Below are 22,033 nucleotides of genomic sequence, written 5' to 3'. Positions count from 1 at the left end.
CCCCCGCACACATCCGCGCTGCCCATCAAGGGGTTGGGCAGAGACCGCGCCCAGATCCAACGAGGAAACCCATGCCGACTTCCGTTTCCATGCCCGCCCTGGGTGAGAGCGTCACCGAGGGCACCGTCACCCAGTGGCTGAAGAACGTGGGCGACACCGTCGAGGTGGACGAACCGCTCCTGGAGGTCTCCACCGACAAGGTGGACACCGAGATTCCCTCACCCGTCGCGGGCGTACTCACCAAGATCCTCGTCGACGAGGACGAGACCGTGGAGATCGGCGCGGAGATCGCCGTCATCGGCGGTGAGGGCGAGAGCCCCGACGACGAGAGCGGCGCCGAGCCCGCCCCCGAGGAGTCCGCGCGGGAGCCCGAGGAGACCGGGAAGCCCGAGGCGGAGGCCGCCGAGGAGCCCGAGCCGGAGCCCACCCCCGAGCCCGCACCCGAGCCCCAGGCCGGGCCCGACGAGCAGGCGTCGTCCTCCGAGCAGGGGCCGACCACCTCTGTGACCATGCCCGCCCTGGGTGAGAGCGTCACCGAGGGCACCGTCACCCAGTGGCTCAAGAGCGTGGGCGACACCGTCGAGGTGGACGAACCGCTCCTGGAGGTCTCCACCGACAAGGTGGACACCGAGATTCCCTCACCCGCCGCGGGCGTACTCACCAAGATCCTCGTCGACGAGGACGAGACCGTGGAGATCGGCGCGGAGATCGCCGTCATCGGCGGCACCGGGGACGAACCCCCGGCCGTCTCCGAGGGCGCCGCCCCGGCCCAGGCGGAGCCCGAGGCCGAGCCGAAGCCGGAGCCCGCCGAGCCCGCCGCCCCCGCCCCGGAGTCCGAGGCCGGGCCCGCCGCGGACCGGGACAAGGACGGCGAGAGCCCGTCCGTGGACATCGGCACCCTCAGCGGCACCGGCCGCGCCTCGGGCACCGACGCCGGTACCGAGGCGTACGTGACCCCGCTGGTGCGCAAGCTCGCCTCAGAGCACGGCGTGAACCTCAGCCGCGTCAAGGGCACCGGCGTGGGCGGCCGCGTCCGCAAGCAGGACGTTCTCAAGGCCGCCGAGGAGCAGAAGGCCGACGCCGCGCGCGCCGCCGCCCCCGCGCCGTCCTCGGCCCCGCGCAAGGGCGCCACCGACACCTCCCTGCGCGGCCGTACCGAGAAGCTCACCCGCCTGCGCCTGTCCATCGCCGACCGGATGGTGGAGTCCCTGCACGTCTCGGCCACGACCACGCAGGTCATCGAGGTGGACGTCACCAAGATCGCCCGCCTGCGGGAGCACTCCGCCGAGCGCTTCGCCGAGCGCGAGGACGTGCGGCTGGACTTCTTCCCGTTCTTCGCGCTGGCCGCTGTGGAGGCCCTGCGCTCCCACCCCAAGCTCAACGCCGTGGTCGACAGCGACAAGCAGGAGGTGACCTACCACGACGTGGAGAACCTCGGCGTCTCGGTGGACACCGAGCGCGGTCTGCTGGCCCCGGTGGTCAAGGACGCGGGCAAGCTGGGCCTGGGTGAGCTGGCGCGCAGGCTCAAGGACCTGACCGAGCGCGCCCACACCGGCCAGCTCGGCCCGGACGAGTTGGGCGGCGGCACGTTCACCATCACCGAGACCGGCTGCACCGGCGCGCTGTTCGGCACGCCGATCATCAACCAGCCGCAGGTGGCCATCCTGGGCACCGGCGCGGTCGTCAAGCGCCCCGTCGTGGTCGAGGACACCGCCATGGGCGACGAGGTGATCGCGGTCCGCTCGATGGTGTACCTGTCGCTGGCCCACGACCACCGCCTGATCGACAGCGCCGACGCAGGGCGCTTCCTCCAGAGCGTGAAGGCGCGTCTGGAGGAGGGCGCCTTCGAGGACGACCTGGGCCTGTAGGCCCGGGCCGCGAAGGCCCCCACACCACCCGCCGGGCCGGGTGCCGCATGTCGGCACCCGACCCGGCGCGTCCTTTATAGGGGAATGTGTTGTCCGATTTGACCTCAAGACCTGTTGAGGTCCTAGCGTTGTCCCGTCCCCTGGGGAGTGTTCCGCGGAGGCTTGCGAATCAGCGAGATGCTCCAGGGAACACGACCCGAGAACCGACGGTGCGCCGCGCGGCTCCCTGAGCCGGTCCGCGCGTGCCCGCCCGACGTGCCCGCTCACGTGTGGGCCGAGACGGCACCAAAGAAGCAAGGACCCACATGGACAACCTTCGGATCGCGGTCATCCTCGGCGGAAACCGCCGGGGCCGCACCGGACCCGCCGTCTCCCGCTGGTTCGTGGACCGGGCCAGGAAGTACCCGGACCCCTCCGTGGCGTTCGACTTCCTCGACGTGGAGGACATCAGCCCGCAGGACGGCCACGGAGGCCCGATGGCCCCGGAGTCGGCGCGCACGGTGGAGGCGGCCGACGGGTACGTCGTGCTGACCCCGGAGTACAACCACGGATACCCGGGCGAGCTGAAGAGCGCCATCGACGCCGCGCGCCGGGAGTGGTTCGGCAAGGCGGTGGGCTTCGTCTCCTACGGCGGGATGTCCGGCGGCCTGCGGGCGATCGAGCAGCTGCGGTCGGTCTTCTCGGAGCTGCACACCGCCACGATCCGCGACACGGTCAGCCTGCACAACGCGCAGACGATGTTCGGCCCGGACGGGACCCCCGTGGTGGACATGTCGTCCGCGGAGGCCGCCGTGGAGCGTATGCTGCGCCAACTGGCGTGGTGGGCGCTGGCCCTGCGCGAAGCCCGGGAGCGGCGCCCCTACCCCGGTTAGGGGCTGACCCGCTGAGGGGCCCTCGGGCCCCCTGAGGCACCCGCGGCCCGCGCCTCCTCGGGGGCGGCGCGGAGCCCGCGGCGGGGAAGTGGACGGGGCGGCGCCTCTCGGCACCGCCCCGTCTTTCTACCCCACCAATCACCATCCCCTGATGATCCCCATCATCAAAGGTCTGTGGTCGGGGACGCGGCAGTCAGCCCGACAGCGCGTCGCCCACAGTAGCTCCGCGTTGACGCGGAGTTCCTGTCCCACGTTCAAACTAGAAGACCGAGGCCCTCTCGCGCAGCTCTTTCAAGGAAAAAGCCGAAGAAAAACCGGGCGGGTGCCCTCCGTCGTCCGTTTGGTGTGTCCCCACGCGCGAGGACCGCCCTCCTTCGGGTAGACCCAGGACCATGCGAGTGGCTATCACGGGGGCGACGGGTCTCATCGGCAGGGCGCTGGAGGCGTCCCTGCTCGGCGACGGGCACACGGTGGTGCGCATGGTGCGCCACCTGCCGCGGGGGCGGCACCACCCGGACGTGGAGGAGGCGGAGTGGCGCCCCGAACAGGGACGGGTGGACACCGTGGCCCTGCACGAGGCCGACGCCGTGGTGCACCTGGCCGGGGCGCCGGTCGGCCCGGCCCTGTGGACGCGGCACCGGCGCACCCTCATCCGGCGCAGCCGTGTACGCGGCACCCGCGCCCTGTGCCAGGCCCTGGCGGGAATGTCCTCGCCTCCCCCGCGCCTGCTGAGCGCTTCGGGGATGCACTTCTACGGCGACACCGGCGGGCGCGCTGCCACCGAGGCCTCCCCGCCGGGCACCGGCTTCCTTGCCGGGGTCTGCCGGGACTGGGAGGAGGCCACCGCCCCGGCAGAGGAGGCGGGCCTGTCGGTGGCGCACATGCGCACCTCGGTGGTGCTCGACCGCTCGGGCGGGATGCTGGGCACGCTGCTGCCGCTGTACCGGGCGGGGCTGGGCGGACGCCTGGGGTCGGGGCGCCAGTACATGAGCTGGATCGCCATGCGCGACCAGATCGGGGCCGTGCGCTTCCTGCTGGAGCACCCCGAGATCACCGGGCCGGTGAACATGTGCGCGCCCGAGCCGGTGACCAACGCCGAGTTCACCAGGGCTCTGGGGCGCGCCCTGCGGCGCCCCGCCGTCCTGCCGGTCCCCGCGCCGGCGATGCGCGCACTGCTGGGGGACTTCGCCGAGGAGACCGCGCTGATCGACATGAGGGCCGAGCCCGAACGCCTCACGAAGGCCGGTTATTCCTTCGCGCTGCCCACCGTGGACAGTGCGCTATCCGACATCCTGGCCAGACCCGCACAGTCCGCCGGGGCGTAAGGTTGGATGTGTGAGTGATCTCGTTTACGCATGGCTGGGCGACACTCCCGTCCCTTACCACCGGGGCTGGGATCTCCAGAAGCGGCTGCACGAGAGCCGCGTCGCCGATGAGGTGCCCGACACCGTCCTGTTGCTGGAACACGAGCCCGTGTACACCGCCGGAAAGCGCACCGGGAGGTGGGATCGTCCCATCACCGACCCCGGGGCGCCCGTGGTGGACATCGACCGGGGCGGAAAGATCACCTGGCACGGTCCCGGCCAGCTGACGGTGTACCCCATCGTCCGGCTGCCGGACCCCGTCGACGTGATCGCCTACGTCCGGATGCTGGAGGAGGCCGTCATCCGCACCGTCGCGGAGTACGGCCTGACCGGCACGCGGGTGGAGGGGCGCACCGGGGTGTGGCTGGCCGCCGACCCCGAGCGCGGCCTCATCGAGCGCAAGGTGGCCGCCATCGGCTGCCGGATCGCCCGCGGGGTCGGGATGCACGGGCTCGCGTTGAACTGCAACAATGACATGTCGTGGTACGACCGGATCGTCCCGTGCGGAATCACCGACGCCGGGGTCACCTCGCTCTCCGCCGAACTGGGGCGCGACGTGTCCGTGGCCGACGCGCGGCCCCGGATGGAACGCCATCTGGCGGACCTGCTCGGCGCGCGGGAGTACCGCCACACCGACGGCGCGGACCTGCTCTCCGGCGCCACCGCGCGTGGATGACACACCACACCATGAGCCAGTCCCCGCGGGGACGCCGAGCCCCCACGAGGGGAAGGGTCCCCGGCACGGGGCACAGAAGGGAACGGGTTCACGTTGACCATCGCTCCTGAGGGCCGCAGGCTGCTGCGCGTGGAGGCGCGCAACAGCGAGACCCCCATCGAGAAGAAGCCGCCGTGGATCAAGATCAAGGCGCACATGGGGCCCGAGTACACCGAGCTCCACTCCCTGGTCAAGAGCGAGGGCCTGCACACGGTCTGCCAGGAGGCCGGGTGCCCCAACATCTACGAGTGCTGGGAGGACCGCGAGGCGACCTTCCTCATCGGCGGGGACCAGTGCACGCGGCGCTGCGACTTCTGCAACATCGCCACCGGCAAGCCCACCGCCCTGGACCGCATGGAGCCGACCAAGGTCGCCAACTCCGTGAAGACCATGGGCCTGCGCTACGCCACCATCACCGGTGTGGCCCGTGACGACCTGGAGGACGGCGGCGCCTGGCTGTACGCCGAGACCGTCCGCAAGATCCACGAGCTCAACCCGGGCACGGGCGTGGAGCTGCTGATCCCCGACTTCAACGCCGACCCCGACCAGTTGGCCGAGGTGTTCGGCTCGCGTCCGGAGGTGCTGGCGCACAACGTCGAGACGGTGCCGCGGATCTTCAAGCGCATCCGTCCGGGCTTCCGCTACGAGCGCTCCCTCAAGGTGATCACCGAGGCGCGCGCGGACAACCTGGTCACCAAGTCGAACCTGATCCTGGGCATGGGCGAGACCCGTGAGGAGATCAGCGAGGCCATGCGCGACCTGCACGAGGCCGGGTGCGACCTGCTGACCATCACCCAGTACCTGCGCCCCTCCAAGCTGCACCACCCGATCGACCGGTGGGTCAAGCCGGAGGAGTTCGTGGAGCTCGGCCGGGAGGCCGAGGAGATCGGCTTCGCCGGTGTCATGTCCGGGCCGCTGGTGCGCTCCTCCTACCGCGCGGGCCGCCTGTACAAGCAGGCCCGGGAGAAGAGGGACGCCGAGAACGCCGCCCTGGCGAACAACGCGTAACGGACTTTCCACCCGAGTCGTGACCAAGCTGGAACGGTGGCCCGCTGGCCACCGTTCCTCAGTTACGGGCGCCCGCACATATCCTGATGCGGACAGGCGCCCGTCGGTGGCGCCGCGAGGCGCCGCACCCACGACGACCGCGAAGAGGAGGCAAGGCAGCCGAGGGATCTCCTTCCCCGCCGATCCGGCGTCGGCGTGAGCTGCCTGAGAGCACGATGGCGAAAAAGCCCAAGGGTTCACAGAACACGGCCCAAGGCAAGGGCGGTGCCGAGAAGCAGCCGGGCCGTCTCAAGCAGATCGGCATGGTCGCCAAGGTCGTCCACCAGCAGAGTCCGCGCAGCATCCCGCTGGCGGTCACGGCGGCGTTGGTCATCCTCGCGGTGTTCGTCGGCATCGGCATCTGGACCGGGTCGTGGATCCTGTGGCCGCTGACCGGTCTGCCGGTCGCCTTCCTGGTGGGGTTCATCATCTTCACCCGCTCCGCGCAGCGCGTGCAGTACAAGATGCTGGACGGACGCCTGGGCGCGGGCATGGCGATCCTGGACAACATGCGCGGCAACTGGGTGGTCGAGCCGGGTGTGGCGGCCAACAAGCAGATGGACGTCGTGCACCGCGTGGTGGGGCGCCCCGGCGTGATCCTGGTCGGCGAGGGCGACCCCGGCCGCCTCAAGCCGCTGATCGCCGGTGAGAAGAAGCGCGTGGCCCGCGTCGCCTACGACACGCCCATCTACGACTTCAAGGTGGGCAACGGCGAGGACCAGGTGCCGGTCTCCAAGCTCCAGCGCACACTGGTCAGGCTCCCGCGCAACCTGGACAAGGCCGGGACCGCCGAGCTGAACTACCGGCTCAAGGCGCTGCCCGCCAAGATGCAGATGCCCAAGGGGCCCATGCCCAAGAACGCCAAGATGCCCCGGGGCATGCGCGGCCAGATGGGCGGCTGACCCGGCCGGGACCGCAGTCGGACGAGGGGGCCGTCGCACCGTTGGGTGCGGCGGCCCCCTCGCGCGTGCCCGGACGCGGGTCAGTCCGGGTCGTAGCTGATCAGGTCGCCCGGCTGGCAGCGGAGTTCGCGGCACAGCGCGGCCAGGGTCGAGAAGCGGATCGCCCTGGCCCGGTCGTTCTTGAGCACCGACAGGTTGACGACGGTGACGCCGACCCGCTCGGCCAGTCGGGTGAGGGTCATGCCGCGCTCGGCCAGGAGCTCGTCCAGGTGGACGCGGACGCCGGTGGCCTCCTCGGGTGGCATCAGACGAGTCCCTCGACGTCCTCGCGGAGCCGGGTGCCCCGACGGAAGACCTCGGCGAGGGCGGCGATGACGAGGCCGACAGCGGCCAGCGGCAGGACACCGCCGCCAAGGTCCAGGCTCAGGGAGAACACCGCTGCGGCGTCCGCGCCCAGCGCCCGGTGCTCCAGGACGGCGCCGAGGAGTGCCTCCGCGGCGGGGACCGCGAGGGCGCCGGTGACCACTGTCAGTGCGATGGCGTACATGCGGCGGACGTTCGCCGGGACGAAGGGGTCTCCCCCGTCCAGGGTCAGGACCATGCGCAGCAGCAGATAGGCGACCAGTCCCGACGCCAGGGCGGTGAGCAGCGCGGGAGCGACCAGCATGACGCGCTCGGCCACGGAGGGGGCGTGGAAGGCGATCTCCATGCCGCCCGCCCCCTCGACGGTGACGTCGCCGCGCACGGCGACGTCCGGCGGCTGCGGCACCGTGCCGGGGGGCAGGTCCCGGACGAGCGCGTTGGGGCCCGCGCTCGTGGCGACTGGGACGAGACCGGTGCTCCAGACGAGCAGGAAGAGCGCGTGCACCACCTGGAAGCCCAGGAAGACGACGAGGACGAACCGGAGCAGAGCGGAGTCCGCCCTGGACCAGTCCAGGGCCTTGCGAAGGGACATGACGGCCTTTCTCTTATCGCTTATCGATAATAACGATAAGCGATAAGCTCGAATCTGTCACACGGGGTGGCACCGCGTTCCGCCGGGGGCGACGAGGGGGCCCGGGAGGCGGCGAAGGCCCCTCACGCGTCCCCGGGAGCCCATCCGCCCTCCGGCGGCCTACGCGTCCGGCGGCGCCCCCGGCGCGGCGGGAACCGCCGCCGGACCCGTCCGGCACAGGAAAAGGGCCCCGCGGACGCCTGCGCGGCGCCTGCGGGGCCCGAAGCCCCCTGAAGGGTCCTACTCGCAGCTGACCTCGTCCTCGGCGGCGCTGGTGGCGCCCAGACCGGCCAGGGCGTCGCCCTCACTGCCCCCGCCGCCGGAGCCGCCTCCGCTCACGGCCAGGCCGTCCCAGTCCTGCACCCCCATCACCAGCTCCAGCTCCGGGCCGAAGTCGGGGACCTCCTCCAACTGGGCGGCGCTGAGCGCCGAGGCCAGCTCCTCGGCCTGCGCGCGCTGGTCGGGGCCGTGGTAGATAGTGGTGACGGCTGGGGTCCGCTCGACCGGGTCGCCCTCACCGGTGACGTTGAACCCCTGCTCGGTGAGCAGCGTCCCGACCTGGCTGGCCAGGCCGGTGATGCCCGTGCCGTTGAGCACCCGCACGGACACGTCCGCGGGTTCGACGGCGGGCTCCTCCGAGCCCTCGCCGCCGCCGTCGCCGCCCTCCTCCTCGGGCAGGGCGTCGCCGGAGGCGATCGCGGTGAACAGCTGCTGAGCAGGGCCCTCGTTGAGCACCAGCTTGTTCGAGTCGCTCGGGGCTTCGAGGACCGGGGCGGTGACCATGCGCATCCGGCCCAGGTCGACCTCGCGCATGGAGATGGCCAGCTCGGTCATCTGGTCCACGGTGAACCCGTCGTCGGTCACCAGGCTGTCGGTGACCGAGCCCATGAAGTCGTAGAGCGTGGCGGGGCTGGACATGATCTCGCCGCTGGTGACCTTGCGCAGGATGGCGCCCATCATGCGCTGCTGGTTCTCGATCCGGTTGAGGTCGCTGCCCTGCTCCGTGCTGGCCCGGGAGCGGGCCAGGCCCAGCGCCTGCTCGCCGTTGAGGGTCTGCGTCCCGGCGTCGAGCGTGATGTGGGCCTTGGGGTCGTCGATCGGCCGGGGGACGCACATCTCCACGCCGCCGATCGAGTTCACGATGTCCTGGAAGCCCGCGAAGTCGACCATCACCATGTGGTCGAGGTGGATGTCGGTGACCGTCTCCACCGTGTTGCCCTGGCAGTCCATCCCGCCGTAGGTCATGGCGTGGTTGAGCTGGTCCACCGTGCCCGTCGTCACACCGGGGTTCTCGCCGTTGGCCGGGCAGTCGGGCATCGACACCAGCAGGTCGCGGGGCATGTTGACCATCGTCACCCCGCCCTCGTCCACGTTGATGCTCACCACGACCAGCACGTCGGGGCGGACGCCGTTGGCCACGTTGTACTCGGCGTTCTCCTCCGCGCGCTGGTCGGTGGCGAGCAGCAGGATGTTGTGGATGCCCTCCGCCTGGGCCGGGCGGTCACCCCAGGCGTCGGTGTTGATCTCCTCGGTCGCGATGCTGAGGACGTCGCGGTAGCCCGCGTACACGGTGAGACTGGCCGCGATGAGCAGACCGGTCGCCCCGCACGCCACCCACTGGCCGGCACTCATCTTCCCCGCCGGGGCTGAGGACGCGTTTCTGGGAGCCAAGGGGCACCTGCGATTCGGTATGGGACAAGGGCTGGTCCGGTCGGTGGGGGAGGTAGTACTGCGAGAGAGCTGACACGGACGTAACGGCCGGATGGTACCGGACGGGCACGTACCGTGTCAGATCGGAACCGGTCCCCGGGTACCGGTGACCGGCCCTCAGCAGGCGCTCTCCTGGGCCCCGGCCGCGGTGGTGCCGCCCAGGTCCTCGGTGATGGAGACCTCGGACCCGGACGAGCCGCCCCCGCCCGTGAAGCCGTTCCAGTCCTGGCCGATGACCAGTTCCAGGGTCTGCGGGAGGTCGGCGGCCTCCTCGGTGACCGCGCTCTCCAGCGAACCCGCCAGCAGTTCGGCGGCGGCCGCCTCACCCGGAGCGTAGTAGACGGTGGTCAGCTCGGGGAAGCGCACCACGGGTTCGCCGATACCGGTGACGTTGTACCCCTCCCCCAGCAGGACTCCCCGGACCTCGTTCGCCAGACCGGAGACGCCGGTGTTGTTGAGGACCTGCACGGAGATGTCGGCGGGCGCCGGTGCGGCCTCGCCGGATCCCCCCTCCGGCTCCTCCCCCTCGTCCTCCGGCTCCTCGTCCTCCAGGTAGGCGCCGGAGTTGATCGCCGCGAACAGCTCGGAGGCTGCGGGCTGGCTCATGGCCAGCCGGTTGGCGTCGGCGGGGTGCTGGCCGTTGGGCACGGTGACGAACTGGATGCGCTCCAGGTCCACCTCGCGCATGGAGATGGCGATGTCGGTCATCGTCTCCACGGTCAGCTCCTCGTCGGTGGTCACCGAGTCGGTGACGGCGCTGAGGAAGTTGGTGATGGTCACCGGGCTGGTCATGACCTCGCTGCTGAGCACCTGGCGCAGCATGGCACCCATGAACTCCTGCTGGCGGTCGATCCGGGACAGGTCGCTGCCGTCGCCCTGGCCGTAGCGCGAGCGCACGTAGCCCAGCGACTCCTCACCCATGAGGGTCTGCGTCCCCGCGTCCAGCGTCAGGTGCGCCTTGGGGTCGTCCACCGGCGCGGGGACGCACATCTCCACGCCGCCGATGGCGTCCACCATGTCCTTGAACCCGGTGAAGTCCATCATGACGAAGTGGTCCAGGTGCACGTCGGTGACCTCCTCGACGGTCTGCCACTGGCAGCCCACTCCGCCGAAGGTCATCGCCGAGTTGATCATGCCGCTGTGCGGGCCCATCCCCTCGTAGCCCTCCACCGCGTCGCAGCCGGGCAGGTCCACGACCAGGTCGCGGGGCAGGTTGACCAGCGTTGCCGCGCCGTTGTCCACGTTGATGCTGGCGATGAGCATGGTGTCCGGGCGCGCGCCCTCGGCCTCGCCGTAGTTGGCGTTCTCCCCCGACCGGACGTCGGAGCCGATGATGAGCAGGTTCATCACGCCCTCGACGCTGGTGGGCCGGTCCCAGGCGTCGGTGTCCACCTGCGCCGTGGTGATGTTGCCGACGATGCCCTGGTACCAGCCGTAGCCGCCGAGGCTGGCGATGATGGCCAGGGCGGTGGCCACGCAGGCGACCCACTGCCCCGGGGACATGCGCACGGCGTGCACGGCGGCGGACGACGGGCGGGGGGCGGAGCGTTTTCCAGCCATGCGAACCTTCGGATGCGGCGGCGTGCGTGGGAGGCGGCCGGGTCCCCCGACGGGGACGGGGCCCACCGGTGGGAACGGGCTCCGCGTCGGGGACCGGGTCCCCGCGCGGGGTCCGGACCCGGTTCCCCGCGCGCGAACGGATCCCCGTGGGGGAGTCGAGAGCGCAGGGTTTCGGTCCGTTCCCGGGCCAAGTAATGAACGGATGTTAACAGCAGCTCGGATGAAGCCGCGCCCACGCGCGCCCCGGCTCCCCGGCCCCCGGGAACCCCCTGTGAGGTTTCAGTAGCGGGTGGCGACCGTCCCGGCCGCCCGGTCGTGCAGCCCGCGGGTGTCGCGGTCGTAGATGACGGCGGGGATGACCAGGCACAGCAGGAGGGTGCGCACCGTCATGGACACGAACCAGGGCCAGGAGCGCTCGCCGGTGGCGGTGATGCCCACACCGACCAGGCGGCGGCCGACGGTGGTGCCGAAGAGGGTGAGCAGGAGGACGTTCATGACCGCGAAGACCACCAGGGCGGTGTTGCTGACCATCGGGACGGCCTCCGCCTGACTGGCGTCCGCGCCGACCAGCCCGACGCCGTATGCCCCCCAGGCGAGCGCGAGGGACAGCGTCCAGTCCAGGACGAGCCCCACCAGGCGGCGCATCACACCGGGCACCGAACCCGGGCCGTGCTCGGGCAGGCCGAGCCGGTTGCCCCGGTACCGGAAGTCGTCCCCGGACGCCGCGGTGGCGGAGCCCCGGCTCTCGTCGCTCATGCCCTCCACGGTATCCACCCGGTCGGAGGGCCCGTACCCGGGGCGTCGGAGCGGCTGCGACCCCCGCGCGGCCGATCATGGCGGAGGTCACACCGGAGGCCGTGGCCAAGGCCACAAACAGAGGTGTCGGGTGTCCCTTTTCGGCCCCTACAGGGCGGAATCACCGGGTCAGACCCGTTGGTCTGCGACAACAGCCGGGTCCGTAACATACAGGAAACAATCGAGACATGGCGCGGAAACCACCCGCTCCTAGCTTCGGAGACGAAGCCGGGAGACGGCTCGCGATCCGACGTGTCCGCGATGGGGCGGACCCCGGTCCACCGTCTCAGCCACCTGCACGGAGGTTCGTTTTGTTCAGCAGCGTCGACGAGGTGCTCGCCTACATCCGGGACGAGGACGTCAAGTTCCTCGACGTCCGATTCACGGACCTTTTCGGGGGCGTGAACCACGTTACCCTCCCGACCGAGAACGTCGACGAGTCGACGTTCACCGATGGCCAGATGTTCGACGGCTCGTCGATCCGCGGCTTCCAGGCCATCCACGAGTCCGACATGCTGCTGCTGCCGGACCTGAGCACCGGCGTGCTGGACCCGTTCCGCAAGCACAAGACGCTGAACATGACGTTCTTCGTCCACGACCCGCTGACCCTGGAGTCCTACAGCCGCGACCCGCGCAACGTCGCCCGCAAGGCCGAGGCCTACCTGCGCGGCTCCGGCGTGGCCGACACCGCGTTCTTCGGCCCCGAGGCCGAGTTCTACATCTTCGACGACGTCAAGTTCGAGACCCGGTCCAACACCGGCTACTACGAGATCGACTCGATCGAGGGCGCCTGGAACACCGGTTCGGCGATCGAGGGCGGCAACCGCGGCTACCGTCCCCGCTACAAGGGCGGCTACTTCCCCGTCGAGCCGGTCGACCACTACAGCGACCTGCGCTCGGACATGGTGCAGCAGCTGATCGAGTCGGGCATCGAGGTCGAGCTCCAGCACCACGAGGTGGGCACCGCGGGCCAGGCCGAGATCGGCATCAAGTTCGGCACCCTGCTCCAGCAGGCCGACAAGGTGCAGCTGTACAAGTACATCGTCAAGAACGTCGCCAACGCGGCGGGCAAGACGGCCACCTTCATGCCCAAGCCGCTCTTCGGCGACAACGGCTCGGGCATGCACTGCCACCAGAGCCTGTGGAAGGACGGCGAGCCGCTGTTCTTCGACGAGTCCGGCTACGGCCAGCTCTCGGACACGGCCCGCTACTACATCGGCGGCCTGCTCAAGCACGCCTCGGCGCTGCTGGCCTTCACCAACCCGACGGTGAACTCCTTCCACCGCCTGGTGCCCGGCTACGAGGCCCCGATCAACCTGGTCTACAGCCAGCGCAACCGCTCGGCCTGCATCCGCCTGCCGCTGACCGGCTCCAACCCCAAGGCCAAGCGCATCGAGTTCCGCGTGCCGGACCCGTCGGCCAACCCGTACCTGGCCTTCTCCGCCATGCTGATGGCCGGCATCGACGGCATCAAGAACAAGATCGAGCCGCCGGAGCCCGTGGACAAGGACCTCTACGAGCTGCCCCCGGCGGAGGCCCAGGCCATCAAGACCGTCCCGGCGTCGCTGGACGAGGCCCTGGAGGCCCTGGAGGCCGACCACGAGTTCCTGCTCGAAGGCGGCGTGTTCACCAAGGACCTCATCGAGACCTACGTGGACTTCAAGCGCACCGAGGAGATCGACTCCCTGCGCCTGCGCCCGCACCCGCGCGAGTTCGAGCTCTACTACGACATCTAAGGCGTAGACAGCAGCTCCGGGAGGGCGCGCACCGCGCACTCCCCCATCGGGGCCGGTATCCGTTCGGGTACCGGCCCCGACCCGGTTCCGGGCGGGCGCGACGGTCCGCCCCGCGCACCGGGGACCGGACCGGTCCGGGGCACCGGGACCGCTCACCGGCCGGACCGTTACCGTTGAACACGTGGTGAGGGACGGAACGACGAACATGACGGCAGGCGCGCTCGCCAGGCGCGGTTTCAGCGACAGCACCCGGGCCCTGCGGCTGGTGGAGGAGGCCGGGCTCGACGCCCGGGCCGACACCGAGATCATCGGAGCGCTCGCGGCCGCACCCGATCCCGACCAGGCGCTCCTCGGGCTGATCCGCGTCCTGGAGTCCGACCCCGACCCCGCCGAGTTCCTGCACGCGCTGCGCGAGGACCGGGAGCTGCGGGCCCGGCTGTGCCGGGTGCTGGGCACGAGCACCGCCCTGGCCGACCACCTGGTGCGCCACCCGGGCGACTGGCGGGAACTGCGGGGCGCCGACGCCGCCCGCTCCCCCGGACCGGAGGAGGTGCGCCGCGGCCTGTTGCACACCGTGGGCGCCGACCCCCACAGCCCCGCGCCGACCGCCGACCCGGCCGTGGTCGGCGACAGTTCGCCGGAGGCCCTGCGGCACGTCCTGCGCGTGGCCTACCGCAGGCGGGTGCTGCGCCTCGCCGGGCGCGACCTGACCGGGCTGTGCACGGTGGACGAGGTCGCCGGGGAACTCGCGGGCCTGGCCGCGTCGCTGCTGGACGCTTCGCTGGCGGTGGCCCGCGCCGAGCACCCCGAGGACGCCGCGCTGTGCCGCCTGGCCGTCATCGGCATGGGCAAGTGCGGCGGCCGCGAGCTCAACTACGTCAGCGACGTGGACGTGGTTTTCGTGGCCGAGCCGGTCACGGAAGGGGAAGCGGACGGGGACGCGGGCGCGGGCCCGGATTCCGGGAGGCCGGTGGACGAGCAGGCGGCGATGCGCGCGGCGACCCGGCTGGCCACCGCGATGATGCGCATCCCCGCCGAGACCGACGCCGAGGGCGCCCTGTGGGAGGTGGACCCGGCGCTGCGCCCCGAGGGCAGGAACGGCCCGCTGGTGCGCCCGCTGTCGGGGCACCGCGCCTACTACGAGCGCTGGGCCAAGACCTGGGAGTTCCAGGCGCTGCTCAAGGCCCGGCCGATCGCCGGGGACGCGAAGCTGGGCCGGGCCTACATAGACGCCATCTCCCCCATGGTGTGGGAGGCGGCGGGCCGCAAGGACTTCGTGGAGGACGTGCAGGCGATGCGCCGCCGGGTGGTGGCGCACATCCCGGCGGGCGAGGCCGAGCGCGAGCTCAAGCTGGGCCCGGGCGGGCTGCGCGACATCGAGTTCTCCGTGCAGCTGCTCCAGCTCGTGCACGGGCGCACCGACGAGCGGCTGCGGTCGGGCAACACCCTGGAGGCGCTGGCCGCGCTGTCGGAGCACGGGTACGTGGGGCGCGGCGACGCGGCGGGGCTGGCGGAGGCCTACCGGTTCCTGCGGCGGCTGGAGCACCTGTTGCAGTTGGAGCGGCTGCGGCGCACGCACCTGATGCCCGACGCTGCCGCCGAGGACGGCCCCGACCAGCTGCGCCGTCTGGGGCGGGCGCTGGGGATGACCGCGGACCCCGTGCGGAAGTTGACCGAAGCGCGCCGCCGGGTGTCGTCGGAGGTGCGGCGCCTGCACGAGAAGCTGTTCTACCGGCCGCTGCTCAACGCGGTGGCCAGGCTGCCGGGCGAGGAGGCGCGACTGTCGCCGGAGCAGGCCAGGGACCGCCTGGAGGCGCTGGGGTTCGTCGATCCGGGCGGTGCGCTGCGCCATCTGGAGTCCCTGACCTCGGGGGTCTCGCGCAGGGCGGCGATCCAGCGGACGCTGCTGCCGGTGATGCTGGGCTGGTTCTCCGACTCCCCCGACCCCGACGCGGGCCTGCTGGGCTTCCGCCAGGTGAGCGAGGCCCTGGGCACCACGCCGTGGTACCTGCGCCTGCTGCGGGACGACGTGCGGGTGGCCGAGCGGATGGCGTGGCTGCTGGGGACGAGCCGGTACGTGACGGAGCTGCTGCTGCGCGCACCGGAGGCGGTGGCGATGTTCGACGACGACGGCGACCTGGCGCGGCGCGACCCGAAGGTGCTGGCCGGAGAGGCGGAGGCGGCGCGGCGCCGGTACGACACGGCCGAGGAGTCGGTGTCGGCGGTGCGCGCGCTGCGCCGCCGCGAGCTGCTGCGCACCGCCGCCGCCGACCTGCTGGAGGTCGCCTCGGTCCAGGAGGTGGGGGCGGCGCTGACCGACATCGCCGCGGTGACCATAGAGGCGGCGCTGCGGCTGGCTCAGAACCGGGTGGTGGCGGCGTCGGCGGACGAGCCGCTCACCCGGGTGTGCGTAGTGGCGATGGGCCGGTTCGGCGGCGGTGAGCTGACCTACGCCAGCGACGCGGACGTGATGTACGTGCACGACCCCCTGCCGGGCGTGGACACGGGCGCGGCGACCAGGCAGGCGCTGGCCGTCGTGCGGGAACTGGCGCGGCTGCTGGAGATGCCCGCGGCCGAACCGCCGCTGAAGGTGGACACCGACCTGCGCCCGGAGGGCCGAAGCGGGCCGATGGTGCGCACGCTGGAGTCCTACGCGGCCTATTACGGGCGCTGGTCGCAGGTGTGGGAGAGCCAGGCGCTGCTGCGGGCCAAGCCGGTGGCGGGCGACCCGCAACTGCGGGAGGCGTTCACGAGGCTGATCGACCCGATCCGGTACCCGGAGGGCGGGATCGACTCCTCGGCGGTGCTGGAGATCCGCAAGCTCAAGGCGCGGATGGAGTCGGAGCGGCTGCCGCGCGGCGCCGACCCGACGCTGCACACCAAGCTGGGCCGGGGCGGGCTGTCGGACGTGGAGTGGGTGGCCCAGCTGATCCAGTTGCGCCACGCGCACGAGTACCCCGACCTGCGGACCACCGGCACGTTGGAGGCGCTGGAGGCGGCCGTGGCGCACGGCCTGCTGGACGCGGAGGACGGCGAGGTGCTGGGCCGGGCCTGGCGGCTGGCGTCGCGGGTGCGGGGCATGGTGATGCTGGTGCGCGGCCGGGGCGGGGACTCGCTGCCCTCGGACCTGCGGGTGCGCGCCGCGCTGGCGGGGGCGATGGGCTGCCCCGTGGACGGTGGTGGCGAGGACGAGGACGAGGACGAGGGCGCCGGGGAGGGCGCGGAGTCCGTGCGGGAGGGCCCGGCCGAGCAGTTGACGGAGACCTACCTGCGCGCCACGCGCCGGGCGCGGGCGGTGATGGAGCGCGTCTTCTACGACGACTAGGTGTACCGACCACTGGGGTTGGTAACACCTGCCCCGTCTGACACGCGAAGAGGGCCTCCGGTAACGGTGTGGATTGCGACATCCACCACCGGACCGGAAGGCCCTCGACGCCCGGACGGGTCTGGAGCCGAAGGCTCTCCGTCGAGGGTGGCGAAGGGCGACGCCCTGGGCCGAAACGGTCCGAGGAACACGGCCCTCTGCCGCGTCGGTCGGCCTTCGCCCCGTGGCGCCGCGCTGTTCGGGGGACGTGGCCGCGGCTAGCGGGCTCCCTCGGGGGCCCGGAGCTGTTCGGCCAGCCGTTCGAGTTCGGCGGCCGCGGCGGGCGAGCGGTTGCTGAGGCCGCTGTGCACGGCCGTCGGGCTCTTCAGGAAGCGCCGGAGCGCGGCCACGAGGAGTCCCTGCGGCAGGGCCCGCAAACCCGTGAACGCGCGAGGCGTCGGCGGCGTCTCCAGCGCGGCGAGGTTGCCCCGCATGAGGTGGAGCATGCCGCGGACCGCGTCCGGGTCGTCGGCCAGCGCCACCGGTCCGCCCGCCGCCTGTACCGCCTGCCCGAGCGGGACCTCGAACGCGGCGTGCGTCCTGAGCCAGGCGTCCATCCGCGGCTCGGCCTTGGCGTTGACCCCGGCGGCGCGGAACGTCTCCACGATCCGTTCCAGCCGCGGGGTCGTACGGCCGTCGGGCTCGCCGACCGGCATCGCGACCCGGCGGACAACGGGTCCGCTCCCGCGGTAGCGGACCACGTCGCCTTCCATCGTGCCGCCGAACGAGGGGAAGCCGAGCAGCAGCCGCTCGTGGCCGATCGCCGCGCCCAGTGCCTCCGGACCGGCTGCCCAGTTGAACTGGGACAGCACGTCGCCACGGACACCGGCGAGTGATTGCAGCACCGCGTCCGCCTGGTGGGTGCGGACGAAGACGGCGATCAGGTCGTACCCGCTGTCCGGGCGCTCGACCACCGGTACCGGCACCCGCTCGACCGCCGGGGCGTCCTCCTCGGCGAGCCGTACTCCGTGTCGGCGCAGGGCGGTCAGGCGCTCGCCCCGGGCGAGGAGCGAGACGTCGTGGCCGGCCTCGTGCATGCGGGCGGCGAACAGGCTGCCGCAGACACCGGCGCCGTAGACGAGCAGTTTCACGGCAGTCCTCTTTCATACGTTCGTTTGATTCATACGTTCGTTTCATTGAAACATATGTAGAGTCCCTCGTGTGGCGACCACGGACACCCGCACCCAGATCCTCGACGCGGCCGAGCACCTCTTCGCCGAGCACGGATACCGCGGCACCTCGGTCCGCGCGATCACCGCGCTCGCCGGGGCGAACCTGGCCGCAGTCGGCTACCACTTCGGCTCGAAGGCGGAGCTGATGGCCGCGGTCGCCCGCCGCGTGGTCGAGCCCATCAACGCCGCCCAGTGCGCCGGGCTCGACGCACTGCTCGCCCGGACACCCGATCCACCGGTCGGCGAACTGGTGGAGGCGTTCGCGGGGCCGCTGTTCGACGGGATGCCGGTCGGCGACGAGGGCGGTGCCCGGACGTCCCGGATGATCGTGACGATCCTCAGCGACCCGGCCGAGGAGGTACGCGCCTGGACCGGTCCGGCCGAGGCCTCGGTACGCGAGCGCTACCTCGCGGCCTTCGCTCGCGTGCTCCCCGAACTCTCACCGGAGGAGCTGCGGTTCAGGATGCGGGGGATCCTTGCCGTGACGGCCGTCGACCGCCTCGAGGTGCACCAGCGGACCTCCCCCGGCTGCGCGCCCCCGGCAGCGGGCGAGGCGGCCCGGCGGTGGGCGATCACGTTCCTCACCGCGGCGATGAGTGCGCCACCGACCCGGACCTGACCACCCGGGGCGGGCGCGGGCGGCGCGGGCCGGGATGCGTCCGCCGCGCCGGTCGGGGTCTGGACGGTCTCGGCTCGGTGGCCGCCCCCGCGCCGGAGGAGTCGGACGCGGGGGCGCCGGGGCCGGGGAGTGACCGGCCCCGCGGAAGCGGCTAGCGGCTCCCGGGAGAGCGCCCCGGGAGGGCCGTGCGCGGCGCCCCGGGAGGGCCGTGCGCGGCGCCCCGGGAGGGGCGCCGCGCACGGGTCAGCCGCGCCAGGCGACGCTGGTGGCGGGACCGACGCGGTTGGCGCCGGACTCCCACTCGGCGTCGCCCGCGCCGTCGATCTTGACCAGCTTCCACTCGGTGTCGGCGCCGATGGGAGCGGTGCCCGACCACACGGGGTAGGTGGAGGCGTCGGTGGACAGCTTCACCCCGTTCCGGGGGTTCCAGGCCCCCAGCGCGGGGGTGGAGCCGACCACGTACACCTCCTGTCCGTACCAGGTCTCCACGGTGGCCGAGACGCTGACCTGGCCGGGCTCGCCCGGGTCGCCGCCGCCCTCGCACTCGGCGGGGTCGTCGCAGGTGCCGCCCACGTGCAGGGCTACGGCCCCGTCGGCGGGGACCCGGGCGCTGATCCGGCCGTCGGCGACGGTGAGGGTTCCGCTCCCCGCGGCGTTGTCGTAGCTTCCGTCGGGCAGGTCGGTGTCGGCGGTCAGGTTCCAGACGGCGCCGGTGGCGTTGAAGGCGGCGAAACCGCGGTCGCCCCGGTCGAAGGCGAGCCGCGAGGAGCCGTCGGCGGCGCGCTGGACGACGGGGGTGTCGCCGGTGGCGTTGCGGAAGGCGGCCATCCCGGCGACGGTCGGGTGGCGGTGCTCGCAGACCCACTCGGCGCTGGAGCAGTCGGTGTCGGCGGTGATCCAGCCCGCCGGGTTGCCCTGCGCCTCACCGACGCTGGGCGGCCCCTGTGTGACGTTGGAGCCGAAGTCGTAGCTGGACATCACCACGGGGCTCCCGTAGGGGTGGGCCAGCATGAACGCCACGGCCAGGTGGTAGCGGTCGCCGTCCTTGAAGGTCAGCGTCGGGTGGTAGCGCTGGGTGTCGTGGTTGTCGACGAAGACGGTGGCCTGCTCGTCGGTGAGCCCGCCGTAGTTCGGGAGCTGGGCCAGGCCGGAGATGTTGCCGTCCGCGAACTTGTTGGAGATGTCGCGCTGGTAGTCGAAGGCGGTCACTCGGCCGTAGGGCGTGTAGGCGGTGTAGGGGACGGTCTGGTCCCCGTAGACCTCGTGGAAGACGTCGGGCTGGCCGCCGAAGACCGGGACCTCGTTCAGGTCGGAGAAGATCGCGTCGACGTGGGCCTCGGGGACGTGCTTGGAGGCGTCCACGCGGAAGCCGGCCACGCCCATGTCCACCAGGCCGTTGAGGTAGCGGCGGATCTGGGCGCGCACTTCGGGGTCACCGGTGTCGAGGTCGGACAGTCCGACGAGTTCGCAGTTCTGCACCTCCCACTTGTCGTTCCAGTTGCTGATCTCCCTGCGGCAGGAGCTGAAGTCCTCCCCGGTGTGGGAGGCGGTGCCGTCGCCGAACAGGTCGGGGTACTCGTACTTGGCCCATTCGGTGCCCGCGCTGCCGGTACCCGAGCCGTCGCCGGTCATGTGGTTGATGATCGCGTCGGCGTAGATCCGCACGCCGTTGTCGGCGCAGGTGGAGACCATCGCCTGGAACTCCTCGGCGGTGCCGCGCCGGGTGTTGTCGATGCGGTAGGAGGTCGGCTGGTAGTCCTGCCACCAGGGGTAGTCGCCGCCCTCGGCGAAGGGGATGACCACGTGCTCCTGGGGCGGGGAGACCTGCACCCCGCCGAAGCCGTGGGGGCCGAGGAACTCCTCGCACTCGGTGGCGACGGAGTCCCAGTTCCACTGGAAGAGCTGGACGATGGCCTCGCCGTTGTCGGCGGCCCGGGCGTCCTCGGTGGGAGCGGGGGCTGCCAGCAGGCCGGCCCCCATCAGGACCGCACCGGCGACGGCGCCGGGTCGGATGTGCTTCATGTGCGCTCCTTGGGGGAGGTAGCGCGGCGGGGCTTCACTGCCCCGTCCGCTGTCCCCTTGCAGTGTTTGCAAGAGTTTGCGTGAGCGTGACGAAGCTAACAGACCGGAACGCTCTTGTGAACGGGTGTTGATCTGAACGTCACACCGATCACACAGCGCGACGGCTTCCGCCTCCACCTGCCGCTATGCGCTTCGGGCCACCTTCCCCGCCGGTTCATCCCAGGAGCGCGCTCCCGCATGAGCTGGGACGACACTCGCGCAAGACTCCGAAGTCCGTGGGAAAAATTTCGCAAGATTACGGAAAAGCACCCAGAAAAAAACCGGTGGCGGCACGTTTCGTGCCGCCACCGGCGGTGGCTCCGACTCGGCCTGCGGGGACCGCCCCGGGAGGGCTTACCAGAAGACGGCCACACCGATGTTGACGATGGCGAGGACGCCCGCGATGATCGCGAGGTTCTTGGCGGGCTTGCGCAGGTTGATCACGCCCACGACCACGACGGCCAGCGCGACCAGGAGCTTGACCGCGATCTTGACGTGGTTCAGCTCACCGAGGTCGGCCATCTCGGCCACCCCGACCAGCAGCAGGCCGGTGACGAACTGGAGCAGGGAGCTGTGCAGCAGGACCTTGGTCGACTTGGGGTTGTCGGTGATGACCTGCATGAGGAAGCCCGCGATGATCCCGGCCAGGCCGAGCATGTGCAGGAAGACGAGCGCGGAGTAGAGAATGTCCATGCCGGAAACACTACTACGCCATGTAGTTTTCCCTCCCCGGTTTAATGACACGCTGACGTAACAAAACCGGCGCCCCATCCGCAGGCGCCCCCACCTGCCCGGCTCCTCGCCCGCACGACTCCCCGCCTGCGCGGCTCCTCACCCGCGCGACACCGCCCTCCTGCGCCGCCACAGCGTCCAGGCCAGCCACGCCGCGAGGGCGATCCCCCCGGCCCGCAGCAGGTTCACGGGGTCGGTGTACTCCGAGACCCGCGACATGGCGGTCTGTTCCGCGACCAGGACCGAGTCGCTGGCGCAGGCGGCCGGGTCGGCGTCGCGTTCCAGCAGCAGGCAGGCGGTGCTGGTCAGGCGCTCCCCCGTCGCCTCCGGAGCTCGGACGCGCACCGTGTACACCGCCTCCTCCCCCTCGGGCACCGTCACCCGCCAGTTCACGATCCCGTCCCGGACCACCCCCTCCTGCCCGACCTCGACGACCTCCAGTTCCCCGGGAACGTGCTGGGCCAGCAGGGCGCCCTCCACGGGACCGTCGCCGACGGTGGTGCTCAGCGTGAACTCCTCACC

Annotated in this window: 18 protein-coding genes; 9 read left to right on the top strand and 9 right to left on the bottom strand. The window is 71.6% G+C overall.

What is annotated here, in order from left to right; translation table 11 throughout:
* Positions 1–71 precede the first annotated feature (71 nt).
* The 6 genes from sucB to ABD54_RS01400 all read left to right on the top strand — a co-directional run bounded on the left by sucB (position 72) and on the right by ABD54_RS01400 (position 6,768).
* Positions 72–1,868, top strand: coding sequence for a 2-oxoglutarate dehydrogenase, E2 component, dihydrolipoamide succinyltransferase (sucB, locus tag ABD54_RS01425; protein ID WP_082166620.1), 1,797 nt, complete (start codon positions 72–74; stop codon positions 1,866–1,868).
* 305 nt (positions 1,869–2,173) lie between these two features.
* Entirely contained in the window at positions 2,174–2,740 is a 567-nt protein-coding gene (locus ABD54_RS01420; protein ID WP_047867610.1) for an NADPH-dependent FMN reductase, read from the top strand.
* 398 nt (positions 2,741–3,138) lie between these two features.
* A complete protein-coding gene (locus tag ABD54_RS01415) occupies positions 3,139–4,065 on the top strand; it encodes a TIGR01777 family oxidoreductase (protein ID WP_082166619.1) in 927 nt (308 codons plus the stop codon).
* Between the two features lie 10 nt (positions 4,066–4,075).
* Entirely contained in the window at positions 4,076–4,780 is a 705-nt protein-coding gene (gene lipB / locus ABD54_RS01410; RefSeq protein ID WP_047867608.1) for a lipoyl(octanoyl) transferase LipB, read from the top strand.
* A gap of 93 nt (positions 4,781–4,873) precedes the next feature.
* A complete protein-coding gene (gene lipA / locus ABD54_RS01405; RefSeq protein ID WP_047867607.1) occupies positions 4,874–5,827 on the top strand; it encodes a lipoyl synthase in 954 nt (317 codons plus the stop codon).
* A 215-nt stretch (positions 5,828–6,042) separates the two neighbouring features.
* Positions 6,043–6,768: a DUF4191 domain-containing protein gene (locus ABD54_RS01400; RefSeq protein ID WP_047867606.1), complete on the top strand. Its 726-nt coding sequence runs from the start codon at positions 6,043–6,045 to the stop codon at positions 6,766–6,768.
* Positions 6,769–6,848: 80 nt separating this feature from the next.
* On the opposite strand, the gene ABD54_RS01395 is transcribed toward ABD54_RS01400, so the two are convergent.
* The 5 genes from ABD54_RS01395 to ABD54_RS01375 all read right to left on the bottom strand — a co-directional run bounded on the left by ABD54_RS01395 (position 6,849) and on the right by ABD54_RS01375 (position 11,788).
* Complete coding sequence (locus ABD54_RS01395; RefSeq protein WP_047867605.1) at positions 6,849–7,073, bottom strand: helix-turn-helix transcriptional regulator; 225 nt, start codon at positions 7,071–7,073, stop codon at positions 6,849–6,851.
* Positions 7,073–7,723, bottom strand: coding sequence for a DUF2975 domain-containing protein (locus tag ABD54_RS01390; RefSeq protein WP_047867604.1), 651 nt, complete (start codon positions 7,721–7,723; stop codon positions 7,073–7,075). Before ABD54_RS01390 ends, ABD54_RS01395 begins: the two co-directional genes overlap by 1 nt.
* 279 nt (positions 7,724–8,002) lie before the next feature.
* Positions 8,003–9,394, bottom strand: a complete 1,392-nt coding sequence (locus tag ABD54_RS01385; protein ID WP_047867603.1) for an LCP family protein — start codon at positions 9,392–9,394, stop codon at positions 8,003–8,005.
* Between the two features lie 195 nt (positions 9,395–9,589).
* Positions 9,590–11,032, bottom strand: coding sequence for an LCP family protein (locus ABD54_RS01380; RefSeq protein WP_047867602.1), 1,443 nt, complete (start codon positions 11,030–11,032; stop codon positions 9,590–9,592).
* A 279-nt stretch (positions 11,033–11,311) separates the two neighbouring features.
* The gene (locus tag ABD54_RS01375) at positions 11,312–11,788 is read right to left on the bottom strand and encodes an RDD family protein (RefSeq protein ID WP_047867601.1); all 477 of its coding nucleotides are present in this window, start codon (positions 11,786–11,788) and stop codon (positions 11,312–11,314) included.
* 350 nt (positions 11,789–12,138) lie between these two features.
* Between ABD54_RS01375 and glnA the strand changes: the two genes are divergently transcribed.
* Entirely contained in the window at positions 12,139–13,563 is a 1,425-nt protein-coding gene (glnA, locus tag ABD54_RS01370) for a type I glutamate--ammonia ligase (RefSeq protein WP_047867600.1), read from the top strand.
* 205 nt (positions 13,564–13,768) lie between these two features.
* On the top strand, positions 13,769–16,888 hold the full coding sequence (locus tag ABD54_RS01365) for a bifunctional [glutamine synthetase] adenylyltransferase/[glutamine synthetase]-adenylyl-L-tyrosine phosphorylase (RefSeq protein ID WP_047867599.1): 3,120 nt from the start codon (positions 13,769–13,771) through the stop codon (positions 16,886–16,888).
* 257 nt (positions 16,889–17,145) lie between these two features.
* Here ABD54_RS01365 and ABD54_RS01360 read toward each other — a convergent pair whose 3' ends face one another.
* Entirely contained in the window at positions 17,146–18,018 is an 873-nt protein-coding gene (locus ABD54_RS01360; RefSeq protein ID WP_047867598.1) for a ketopantoate reductase family protein, read from the bottom strand.
* A gap of 70 nt (positions 18,019–18,088) precedes the next feature.
* On the opposite strand from ABD54_RS01360, the gene ABD54_RS01355 reads away from it, so the two are divergent.
* Positions 18,089–18,718: a TetR/AcrR family transcriptional regulator gene (locus ABD54_RS01355; RefSeq protein WP_047867597.1), complete on the top strand. Its 630-nt coding sequence runs from the start codon at positions 18,089–18,091 to the stop codon at positions 18,716–18,718.
* Positions 18,719–18,961: 243 nt separating this feature from the next.
* On the opposite strand, the gene ABD54_RS01350 is transcribed toward ABD54_RS01355, so the two are convergent.
* The 3 genes from ABD54_RS01350 to ABD54_RS01340 all read right to left on the bottom strand — a co-directional run.
* The gene (locus tag ABD54_RS01350; RefSeq protein WP_047867596.1) at positions 18,962–20,740 is read right to left on the bottom strand and encodes a carbohydrate-binding module family 20 domain-containing protein; all 1,779 of its coding nucleotides are present in this window, start codon (positions 20,738–20,740) and stop codon (positions 18,962–18,964) included.
* Positions 20,741–21,133: 393 nt separating this feature from the next.
* Positions 21,134–21,472, bottom strand: a complete 339-nt coding sequence (locus tag ABD54_RS01345) for a hypothetical protein (RefSeq protein WP_047867595.1) — start codon at positions 21,470–21,472, stop codon at positions 21,134–21,136.
* A gap of 138 nt (positions 21,473–21,610) precedes the next feature.
* Positions 21,611–22,033: hypothetical protein (locus ABD54_RS01340; RefSeq protein ID WP_047867594.1), on the bottom strand; the 423-nt coding region annotated here is incomplete at its 5' end.

This window comes from Nocardiopsis sp. RV163, from assembly GCF_001029525.1.
Lineage (GTDB): Bacteria > Actinomycetota > Actinomycetes > Streptosporangiales > Streptosporangiaceae > Nocardiopsis > Nocardiopsis dassonvillei.
This window is presented reverse-complemented; position numbering and strand designations above follow the sequence as displayed.

Coding starts and splice junctions, on each gene's coding strand:
- sucB (WP_082166620.1), top strand. CDS start 72: ATGCCGACTTCCGTTTCCATGCCCGCCCTGGGTGAGAGCGTCACCGAG.
- ABD54_RS01420 (WP_047867610.1), top strand. CDS start 2,174: ATGGACAACCTTCGGATCGCGGTCATCCTCGGCGGAAACCGCCGGGGC.
- ABD54_RS01395 (WP_047867605.1), bottom strand. CDS start 7,073: ATGCCACCCGAGGAGGCCACCGGCGTCCGCGTCCACCTGGACGAGCTC.
- ABD54_RS01375 (WP_047867601.1), bottom strand. CDS start 11,788: ATGAGCGACGAGAGCCGGGGCTCCGCCACCGCGGCGTCCGGGGACGAC.
- ABD54_RS01390 (WP_047867604.1), bottom strand. CDS start 7,723: ATGTCCCTTCGCAAGGCCCTGGACTGGTCCAGGGCGGACTCCGCTCTG.
- ABD54_RS01380 (WP_047867602.1), bottom strand. CDS start 11,032: ATGGCTGGAAAACGCTCCGCCCCCCGCCCGTCGTCCGCCGCCGTGCAC.
- ABD54_RS01350 (WP_047867596.1), bottom strand. CDS start 20,740: ATGAAGCACATCCGACCCGGCGCCGTCGCCGGTGCGGTCCTGATGGGG.
- ABD54_RS01385 (WP_047867603.1), bottom strand. CDS start 9,394: ATGAGTGCCGGCCAGTGGGTGGCGTGCGGGGCGACCGGTCTGCTCATC.
- ABD54_RS01345 (WP_047867595.1), bottom strand. CDS start 21,472: ATGGACATTCTCTACTCCGCGCTCGTCTTCCTGCACATGCTCGGCCTG.
- ABD54_RS01365 (WP_047867599.1), top strand. CDS start 13,769: ATGACGGCAGGCGCGCTCGCCAGGCGCGGTTTCAGCGACAGCACCCGG.
- ABD54_RS01400 (WP_047867606.1), top strand. CDS start 6,043: ATGGCGAAAAAGCCCAAGGGTTCACAGAACACGGCCCAAGGCAAGGGC.